At 68.7% G+C, this 6685-nt stretch carries 8 protein-coding genes and 1 pseudogene; 6 read left to right on the top strand and 3 right to left on the bottom strand.

Annotation, left to right across the window (positions count from 1 at the left end; genetic code table 11):
- The 4 genes and pseudogenes from GLS40_RS15385 to GLS40_RS15370 form a co-directional block, all read left to right on the top strand.
- A pseudogene (locus GLS40_RS15385) lies at window positions 1-210 on the top strand (hypothetical protein); the annotation flags it as partial.
- Between the two features lie 21 nt (window positions 211-231).
- The gene (gene glcF, locus GLS40_RS15380) at window positions 232-1539 is read left to right on the top strand and encodes a glycolate oxidase subunit GlcF (protein WP_160383629.1); all 1308 of its coding nucleotides are present in this window, start codon (window positions 232-234) and stop codon (window positions 1537-1539) included.
- A gap of 126 nt (window positions 1540-1665) precedes the next feature.
- Window positions 1666-2520: a trypsin-like serine peptidase gene (locus GLS40_RS15375; protein ID WP_408003731.1), complete on the top strand. Its 855-nt coding sequence runs from the start codon at window positions 1666-1668 to the stop codon at window positions 2518-2520.
- Between the two features lie 155 nt (window positions 2521-2675).
- Window positions 2676-3140, top strand: a complete 465-nt coding sequence (locus tag GLS40_RS15370; RefSeq protein WP_160383628.1) for an Hsp20 family protein — start codon at window positions 2676-2678, stop codon at window positions 3138-3140.
- Window positions 3141-3229: 89 nt separating this feature from the next.
- On the opposite strand, the gene GLS40_RS15365 is transcribed toward GLS40_RS15370, so the two are convergent.
- Entirely contained in the window at window positions 3230-3547 is a 318-nt protein-coding gene (locus GLS40_RS15365) for an antibiotic biosynthesis monooxygenase family protein (protein ID WP_160383627.1), read from the bottom strand.
- Between the two features lie 138 nt (window positions 3548-3685).
- On the opposite strand from GLS40_RS15365, the gene GLS40_RS15360 reads away from it, so the two are divergent.
- Both GLS40_RS15360 and GLS40_RS15355 read left to right on the top strand, forming a co-directional pair.
- Window positions 3686-4141 carry an Lrp/AsnC family transcriptional regulator gene (locus GLS40_RS15360; RefSeq protein WP_160383626.1) on the top strand — a complete coding sequence of 152 codons (456 nt, stop codon included), beginning with the start codon at window positions 3686-3688 and terminating at the stop codon, window positions 4139-4141.
- 76 nt (window positions 4142-4217) lie between these two features.
- Window positions 4218-4988 (top strand): class I SAM-dependent methyltransferase, encoded by a 771-nt coding sequence (locus tag GLS40_RS15355; RefSeq protein ID WP_160383625.1) that lies wholly within the window; start codon window positions 4218-4220, stop codon window positions 4986-4988.
- A gap of 77 nt (window positions 4989-5065) precedes the next feature.
- Here GLS40_RS15355 and GLS40_RS15350 read toward each other — a convergent pair whose 3' ends face one another.
- Both GLS40_RS15350 and GLS40_RS15345 read right to left on the bottom strand, forming a co-directional pair.
- Complete coding sequence (locus tag GLS40_RS15350) at window positions 5066-5710, bottom strand: OmpA family protein (RefSeq protein ID WP_160383624.1); 645 nt, start codon at window positions 5708-5710, stop codon at window positions 5066-5068.
- A 125-nt stretch (window positions 5711-5835) separates the two neighbouring features.
- Window positions 5836-6684 carry a methylated-DNA--[protein]-cysteine S-methyltransferase gene (locus GLS40_RS15345; RefSeq protein WP_160383623.1) on the bottom strand — a complete coding sequence of 283 codons (849 nt, stop codon included), beginning with the start codon at window positions 6682-6684 and terminating at the stop codon, window positions 5836-5838.
- Window position 6685 lies beyond the last annotated feature (1 nt).

Genomic DNA, 6685 nt, shown 5'->3' with positions numbered 1-6685 from the left:
GAGGCGTGCGGCGCCGGGGCGATCCGGGGGCAGGTGGCGGCGCAGGGCGGCCATGCGACGCTGGTGCGCGCGGGCGAGCGCGGCGCGGTGGCGATGTTTCAGCCCGAAAGCGCGGTGCAGGCGCGGCTGTCGCAGGGGCTGCGGCAGCGGTTCGATCCGCGCGGCATCCTGAACCCGGGGCTGACCGGCCCCCTTCCCGTCCCCGCCTGACGAGACGAAAGAGAGAACGCGATGCAGACGACATTCACCGAGGCGCAGCTGCGCGATCCCGGCACGGCGCGGGCGAACGAGATCCTGCGGGCCTGTGTGCACTGCGGGTTCTGCACCGCGACGTGCCCGACCTATCAGGTGCTGGGCGACGAGCTGGACAGCCCCCGGGGGCGCATCTACCTGATCAAGGACATGCTGGAGAACGAGCGCGACCCCGACGCCCGCACCGTCAAGCATATCGACCGCTGCCTGAGCTGCCTCGCCTGCATGACGACCTGTCCCTCGGGCGTGCATTACATGCACCTGGTCGACCACGCCCGCGCCTATATCGAGACCCGCTACAGGCGGCCGCTTGGCGAGCGGATGCTGCGCTGGATGCTGGCGCGGACCCTGCCCTATCCGACCCGGTTCCGGGTGGCCCTGCTGGGGGCCAAGATCGGGCGGCCCTTCCGGCGGCTGATCCCTGACGCAAGGCTGCGCGCGATGCTGGAGATGGCGCCGAAACGCATCCCGCCGGTCAGCCGGAACGACGATCCGCAGGTCTTTGCCCCCGCCGGGGCGCCGCGGATGCGGGTCGCGCTGATGACGGGCTGCGCGCAGAAGGCGCTGAACACCGACATCAACGACGCGACGATCCGGCTGCTGCGGCGGCTGGGCTGCGAGGTCGTGGTGGCCCAGGGGCAGGGCTGCTGCGGGGCGCTGACCCATCACATGGGGCGCGAGGGCGATGCCCATGCCGCCGCCGCCGGGAATATCCGCGCATGGATGGCCGAGAAGCGGGCCGGCGGGCTGGACGCGGTGGTGATCAACACCTCGGGCTGCGGCACGACGGTGAAGGATTACGGCCACATGTTCCGCAACGATCCGCTGGCCGGTGATGCGGCAGAGGCCGCCGGGCTGGCGCTGGATGTGAGCGAGCTGCTGGCCCGGCTGGAGGTCCCCGCGATGCCCGCCGATCACCCTGCGCGGGGCATGCGTGTGGGCTATCACGCCGCCTGTTCGCTACAGCACGGGCAGAAGATCAAGGATGCGCCCAAGGCCCTGCTGAAGGCCGCCGGGTTCGAAGTGGCCGAGCCCGCCGACAGCCACCTGTGCTGCGGCTCGGCGGGGACCTACAACCTGATGCAGCCCGAGATCTCGGCGCAGCTGAAGGCGCGCAAGCTGCGCACGCTGGAGGCGGTGAAGCCGCAGGTGATCGCGGCGGGCAACATCGGATGCATGATGCAGATCGGGTCGGGCACCGGGGTGCCCGTGGTGCATACGGTCGAGCTGCTGGACTGGGCCACGGGCGGGCCCGTGCCGCCTGCGCTGGCCGATGCGGCGGCATGACGGCGGCGGCCCGCCGACGGGCGGGGCTGCCGCAGGGTCACCGCCCCAACTCCGCGCCCGCGCCTTAATCTCGCCCCCATGCGATCCTAGCGTGAGGCCAGGATCAACTGCGTGCGGGGGCCCGTCGTGAATCGCCCTTTCCTGTCTCTTCTTGCGCTGGTGGCGGCGCTGCTGGTGCCCGGCGCCGCGGTCGCGCGTGACCTGTCCGACAGCCTGTCCCGCGAGGGCGAGCTGCTGCGGCTGGACACCGGCGAGCAGAGCCGGGGATGGGAAGGCGTCGGCCGTCTGGACATCGACGGCAAGGGGTTCTGCACCGGTGCCCTGGTGGCCGAGAACCTGGTGCTGACCGCCGCGCATTGCCTGTTCGACAAGCGGACGGGCACGCGGGTCGACCATACCAAGATCGAATTCCTGGCCGGGTTCCGCAATGGCCGTGCCTCGGCCTATCGCGGGGTGCGGCGGGCGGTGCTGCTGCCCGATTACCGCTATTCCGCCGCGGTATCCGCCGAGCGCGTGCAGCGCGATGTGGCGCTGCTGGAGCTTGACCAGCCGATCCGCAACACCACCGTCCTGCCCTTCGACACCGATGCGCGGCCGCGCAAGGGCGACCGGATCGGCGTCGTCTCTTACGCCTTCGACCGGGCCGAGGCGCCCTCGCTGCAGGAAATCTGCGGCGTGATGGGGCGGCAGCAGGGGGTGCTGGTGATGTCCTGCGATGTCGATTTCGGCTCGTCCGGCTCGCCCGTCTTCAGCTTTGCGGGCGGCGTGCCGCGCATCGTCTCGGTCGTGTCGGCCAAGGCCGAGGTCGACGGCAAGCGCGTCGCGCTCGGCACCCAGCTGCAAGAGCCGCTGGCCCTGCTGAAGGCCGAGCTGGAGGCCGGTGGCGGTTACGGCCTGTCCCCCGCCCCGCGCCGGTCGCGGATCGCCGTGGGCGGCGGGCGCGACAGTTCGGGGGCCAAGTTCATCCGCCCGGCGGAGTGACGCCGCCCCGCGCCGATCCCCGCCGAAGGGGTTGAAACCGCAGAGCTGTTTTCCCAGATAACTGCTGTCGGGGCGCCGCAACGGGCCCTGACGGAACCCCGCCTGTCCCCACCGGGAAGGCGCAACCCCAGTTATCGCTCAAAGAGGATGACCCAATGCGTAACTTCGATCTTGCCCCGCTCTATCGTGCCACCGTCGGTTTCGACCAGCTTGCCGACATCATGGACCGTGTGATGAGCAACGATGTGGCTCAGCCCACCTACCCCCCGTACAACATCGAGAAAACGGCCGAGGACGCATATCGCATCTCGATCGCCGTCGCCGGTTTCTCGGACAGCGACCTGTCGATCGAGGTCAAGGACCGCGCCCTTGTCGTCGCCGCGAAGAAGGCCGATGACGAGACCCCCCGCAGCTACCTGCATCGCGGCATCGCGACCCGCGCCTTCGAGCGCCGCTTTCAGCTGGCCGATCACATCAAGGTGACCGGCGCGGCCTATGAAAACGGAATGCTGCACATCGAACTGGTCAAGGAAATTCCCGAAGCGCTGAAGCCGCGCCGGATCGAGATCGCAAACCGCGATACGGTCGAAGCGAAGGCGATTGAAACCGCCGAGGCATAAGAACCGACAGACCAAGACTTCCCTCGTATCTCAGTCAGGGGGCGCGGTACCCGCCGCGTCCCCATTTTTTTGCGCGGGATGAACAGGGGTCAGGCGGTGCGCACCTCTCGCACGTCGTAATGGGCCGATGTCGGGTCGAAGCGGGACAGCACGGCCCGGGCCCCGGGCGGCACCACGGCGGTGACCGCATCGGGTCCGGCAAAGGCGGTCACCGCTGCCATGTCGTCGAACCACATCAGGGTCACGAACTCGCTTTCCGTCTCGCCGTCCTGCCGCAGCAGTTCGATTCGGCGAAAGCCGGGAATGGCGCGGGCAAGGATGCCGGGAAAGATTTCGGTCCGCAGCAGCGTGTCGTAGGTGTCGGCGTTTTCGGGGGTCGTCCAGCCTTTCCAGATGCGTCCGATCATGGGGCTCTCCTGTTGTCGGGGTTGCCCGCAGGGGATGCCTTATCAAGCGGGGCATGTGGTGCTGAACTGTGCCGCGAAATGTGGCATGGCTGGCAGGAACATGGCCAAAGGCGACAAGCAATGGCATGATCTGCCATTATGGATGACATCGACAAGCGAATCATTGCGGAACTGCAGCGCGACGGGCGCCTCAGCAACGTGGAACTGGCCGAGAGGGTGGGCCTGTCGCCCTCGCCCTGCCTGCGCCGGGTCCGCCTGCTGGAGGACAGCGGCGTCATCGCCGGCTATCGCGCGGTTGTCGGACACAAGGCGGCAGGCCTGAACCTGACGGTTTTCGTGGAACTGACGGTGGCCCGCCACAGCGCCGAAAATGCCGCCGCAGTGCATCGCGCGCTGGCGGCGATCCCTGGGGTGGTGGCCTGTCACATGGTGTCGGGCAATGCGGATTTCCTGGCGCAGATCGTGGTGCCCGATCTGGCGGCCTATGAACGGGTGCTGACGGATCACATCCTGTCGCTCGACATGATCGAAACCGTGCGATCGAACTTTGCTTTGCGGATGGTGTGCGAGGGGCAGCCGGTGCACTTGCCCTGACCCCGGGGCGCATGCCGCGATGCGCGGTGGCGGTCCCCGTGCTACGCTGCCGTTGGATGACAACCGGAGGCCGGACATGGACCGCGATCACGTGCGTATCAACCGCGACGTCTGGAACGCCGACGCGGAGAACTGGGTCGCTGCGGGCGAACGGCTCTGGGCCGCGGATGCGCCGGTCTGGGGCAACTGGGGGGCGCCCGAGGCCGGGCTGGGCCTGCTGCGCGCCGACCTTTCCGGCAAGGATGCGATCGAGCTGGGCTGCGGCACCGGTTATGTTTCGGGCTGGATGGCGCGGCGCGGGGCGCGGGTGACCGGCATCGACGTCTCGCCCGATCAGCTGGCCACCGCGCGCCGGCTCGCCCGGGAACACGGGGCGGATATCACCCTGATCGAGGGCAATGCCGAGGCGACCGGCCTGCCGGATGCGGCCTTCGACTTTGCGATTTCGGAATATGGCGCGGCGATCTGGTGCCGGCCCGAGGTCTGGCTGCGCGAGGCCTGGCGCCTGCTGCGGCCCGGCGGCAAGCTGGTGTTCTTGGGCAACCATCCGCTGGTGCTGGTCTGTTCGCCCGCAAGCGGGGCACCCTGCGACCGCACCCTGCACCGGCCCTACCGGACCCTGTGGGGCGTCGACTGGAGCGTGGTCGAGATCGACCCCAGCGGCGTGTGCTTCAACCTGCCGATGTCGGGCTGGATGCGGCTGTTTGCCGATATCGGTTTCGTGGTCGAGGAGTATCAGGAGATTTACATCCCCGAGGGCGAAACCGGGACGCAGTCTTCTATCCCCGCCGCATGGGGGCAGGACTTTCCGGCCGAACAGGTCTGGCATCTGGGCAAGCCGGGCTGAGCCCTTCCGGGGTGGCGGGCGAAACGCAAAGGGCCGGGCAATGGCTGCCCGGCCCTTCGTTTCGGATGCTGCGCGGATCAGGAATTCGGCAGGATGACGATTTCCACCCGGCGGTTCTGGCGGCGGCCCTCCGGCGACAGGTTGTCGGCGCGGGGCTGATCCTCGCCGCGGCCGATGGCCTGCAGGCGGCGCGAATCCACGCCCGAGTTGATCAGCACGGCGGCCACGGCCTGGGCGCGGCGGGTCGACAGCTGCTGGTTGTAAGAGGCCTCGCCGGTGTTGTCGGTATGGCCGATCACCTGCACGGTTGTGTCGGGGTATTTGTTGATCGAGGCGCCGACGGTGCGGATGTCGGTCGTCAGGTCGGGGCGCAGGGTGGCGCTGTCGGTGTCGAACAGGATGTCCTGCGGCATCGTCACGATCAGGCGGTCGCCGGTGTTCACGATCTGCACATTGTTGCCCAGCTGGTTGCGCAGCTCGGCTTCCTGCTTGTCGAGGTAGCCGCCATAGGCCGCACCGGCGATCCCGCCGACGATGGCGCCGATGGCCGCGCCCTTGCCCTGGTCGTCGCTGACCAGCGCGCCGGTGGCGGCGCCGACAAGCCCGCCGATGGCGGCAGAGTTCCGGGTGTTCCGGTAGCCGTCGTTGGGGTCGGTACAGGCGGACAGGGCGATCATGGACACCCCGGTCAGGGCGAACACGGTGGTCTTGGCAAAGGTCATTGGGGGGCCTCGTTGGGTTGGAATATGGAACTGCTCTGTCGCCGATATAGCAGAGCGGCCCGTCACCCCAACGCACGAGGGCGGGAGCGTCGGCGGAAATCCGCCGCTGCCCCCGCCGTGACGGATCAGCCCGCCGCCGATTCGGTCCGGGCGCTTTCCCAGGCGAGGATCGCGCGTTTCACCGGCAGACCCCAGTGATAGCCGCCCAGGCCCCCGCTCTTGCGCAGGGCGCGGTGGCAGGGGATCAGGAACGACACCGGGTTGCGTCCGACGGCCGTGCCCACGGCGCGCATCGCCGTCGGGTGGCCGATGGCGCGGGCGATTTCCGAATAGGTGCTGACATGGCCTGTGGGGATTTGCAGCAGCGCCTCCCAGACCTTGATCTGGAACGGGGCGCCGATCATGTGCAGCCGCGTTTCGCCCTGCAGGTCAAAGGCCGCCTGCGCCCAGGGTTCGACAAAGGCCGGGTCCTCGACAAAGTTGGCCGAGGGCCAGCGCGCGGTCATGTCCCGCATGGCGTGGTCGCGCCCGGTTTCCTCGGTAAAGGCGATGCCGCAGAGGCCGCGATCGGTGGCCATCGCCAGCGCATCGCCAAACGGGCTGTCCATCCAGCCCCAGCGGATCGTCAGCCCCGCGCCGCCCCGGGCGAATTCGCCGGGGCTCATCGCCTCCCACCGGATGAAGAGGTCGTGCAGCCGCCCCGAACCCGAGAGCCCGGCGCCCATGGCCGCTTCGAGCGTGGTGAAGCGCGCCGCCAGCAGCGACTTGGCATGGCCGAGCGCGAGGTATTGCTGGTAGCGCTTGGGCGAGACTCCGACCCAGGCCGAGAACAGGCGCTGGAAATGTGCCGGGCTCATGTCCATGCGCCGGGCGAGATCGTCCAGCGACAGGGTTTCCTCGGCCCCGTCGATGGCGTCGATGGCCCGCCGCATCACCTGGTAGTGATAGGCCTTTTCCAGTGTTTCGTCTCGCATG

Source organism: Pseudooceanicola pacificus, from assembly GCF_009789075.1.
Taxonomy (GTDB): Bacteria; Pseudomonadota; Alphaproteobacteria; order Rhodobacterales; family Rhodobacteraceae; genus Pseudooceanicola; species Pseudooceanicola pacificus.
Note: the sequence above shows the minus strand (reverse complement) of the source record. Positions and strands in the feature narration are given on the sequence as shown.